Raw genomic sequence first — 2555 nt, 5'->3', positions numbered from 1 at the left:
CCAAAAAAAAATCCTCAACAAATACATGTTGAGGATTCAAAAAAGGCAACGACCTACTCTCCCACAAATGTAGTACCATCGGCGCAAATGGGCTTAACTTCTCTGTTCGGAATGGTAAGAGGTGAGCCCCATCGCTATAACCACCTTAAGTTATAGCTGCTGACTATCGGCTTTCGCTTCTAGTCTTCAGCGTTTATCCCGTGGGATAAACAAATATCTTAACATATTGAATAAAGAACATGATTATAATAATAATTGTACTCTTATAAAAAAACAGGCGTACAATAAGCCTATGGGTTATTAGTACTACTCGGCTATGACATTACTGCCTTTACACCTATAGCCTATCAACGTGGTAATCTCCCACGACCCTTTAAAGAAATCTCATCTTGTGGTGGGTTTCGCGCTTATATGCTTTCAGCGCTTATCCCTTCCCAACGTAGCTACTCTGCAATGCTGCTGGCGCAACAACAGATACACCAGAGGTTAGTCCAACTCGGTCCTCTCGTACTAGAGTCAGATCCACTCAAATTTCTAACGCCCACTGTAGATAGAGACCGAACTGTCTCACGACGTTCTGAACCCAGCTCGCGTGCCACTTTAATGGGCGAACAGCCCAACCCTTGGGACCTTCTCCAGCCCCAGGATGTGACGAGCCGACATCGAGGTGCCAAACCCCCCCGTCGATATGAGCTCTTGGGGGAGATCAGCCTGTTATCCCCGGCGTACCTTTTATCCTTTGAGCGATGGCCCTTCCATGCGGAACCACCGGATCACTATGCTCTACTTTCGTACCTGATCGACTTGTAGGTCTCTCAGTCAAGCTCCCTTATGCCATTGCACTCTACGCACGGTTACCAAGCGTGCTGAGGGAACCTTTAGAAGCCTCCGTTACTCTTTTGGAGGCGACCACCCCAGTCAAACTACCCACCAAGCACTGTCCCTTCTCATGAAGGTTAGACTCTAGATAAGCAAAGGGTGGTATTTCAACAATGACTCCACAACGCCTAGCGACGCCGCTTCAAAGTCTCCCACCTATCCTACACATTACTTATCCAAAACCAATACTAAGCTATAGTAAAGGTGCACGGGGTCTTTTCGTCCCACAGCGGGTAATCGGCATCTTCACCGATACTACAATTTCACCGAGCTCATGGCTGAGACAGTGTCCAGATCGTTGCACCATTCGTGCAGGTCGGAACTTACCCGACAAGGAATTTCGCTACCTTAGGACCGTTATAGTTACGGCCGCCGTTTACTGGGGCTTCATTTGAGATCTTCGAAGTAAACTTCTAAACCCTCCACTTAACCTTCCAGCACCGGGCAGGTGTCAGGCCATATACGTCATCTTTCAATTTAGCATAGCCCTGTGTTTTTGATAAACAGTCGCCTGGACCTTTTCACTGCGGCCACCCCGAAGGGTGGCGACTCTTCTCCCGAAGTTACGAGTCTATTTTGCCTAATTCCTTAGCCATGAATCTCTCGAGCGCCTTAGAATTCTCATCCCAACTACCTGTGTCGGTTTAGGGTACGGGCTGCTTCTCTCGCTTTTCTTGGAAGTTGCTCCTCTGGATTATCACCTTGACCGAAGTCTCAGTGTACTATCGCGGTATCACTACTCGCTTCAACGTACTATTCCGTCAGTACGCACCAAATTTACACCTCCGTCACTTTTATTGAGAGCAGGTACAGGAATATTAACCTGTTGTCCATCCACTACCCCTTTCGGGTTCGCGTTAGGTCCCGACTAACCCTCAGCTGATTAGCATAGCTGAGGAAACCTTAGTCTTTCGGCGTGCGGGTTTCTCGCCCGCATTATCGTTACTTATGCCTACATTTTCTTTTGTAGCTTCTCCAGAAAACCTCACAGCTCTCCTTCGACGACACTACAATGCTCCCCTACCGATATTTCTATCCCATAGCTTCGGTAATATGTTTATGCCCGATTATTATCCATGCCGAACCGCTCGACTAGTGAGCTGTTACGCACTCTTTAAATGAATGGCTGCTTCCAAGCCAACATCCTAGCTGTCTAAGCAGTTCAACCTCGTTAGTTCAACTTAACATATATTTTGGGACCTTAGCTGATGGTCTGGGTTCTTTCCCTCTCGGACATGGACCTTAGCACCCATGCCCTCACTGCTGATTAACATTTTATAGCATTCGGAGTTTGTCAGGAATTGGTAGGCGGTGAAGCCCCCGCATCCAATCAGTAGCTCTACCTCTATAAAACTATAAATCAACGCTGCACCTAAATGCATTTCGGGGAGTACGAGCTATTTCCGAGTTTGATTGGCCTTTCACCCCTACCCACAGGTCATCCGAAGACTTTTCAACGTCAACCGGTTCGGTCCTCCACTGTATGTTACTACAGCTTCAACCTGCCCATGGGTAGATCACACGGTTTCGCGTCTACCACTACTAACTAAGCGCCCTATTCAGACTCGCTTTCGCTACGGATCCGGACCTGAAGTCCTTAACCTTGCTAGCAACGGTAACTCGTAGGCTCATTATGCAAAAGGCACGCCGTCACAGATCAAGTCTGCTCCGACCGC

The 2555-nt window shown here is 47.9% G+C and carries 2 rRNA genes (1 of these 2 cut by a window edge); both read right to left on the bottom strand.

Annotated elements, in window-relative coordinates:
• Positions 1–40: 40 nt before the first annotated feature.
• Positions 41–148 (bottom strand): 5S ribosomal RNA (gene rrf / locus IE051_RS18335).
• A 132-nt stretch (positions 149–280) separates the two neighbouring features.
• Positions 281–2555: ribosomal RNA gene (locus tag IE051_RS18330) — 23S ribosomal RNA — on the bottom strand (it continues 551 nt past the right edge of the window).

The organism is Algibacter mikhailovii (assembly GCF_014651495.1).
In the GTDB taxonomy this organism is placed as follows: domain Bacteria; phylum Bacteroidota; class Bacteroidia; order Flavobacteriales; family Flavobacteriaceae; genus Algibacter_E; species Algibacter_E mikhailovii.
Note: the sequence above shows the minus strand (reverse complement) of the source record. Positions and strands in the feature narration are given on the sequence as shown.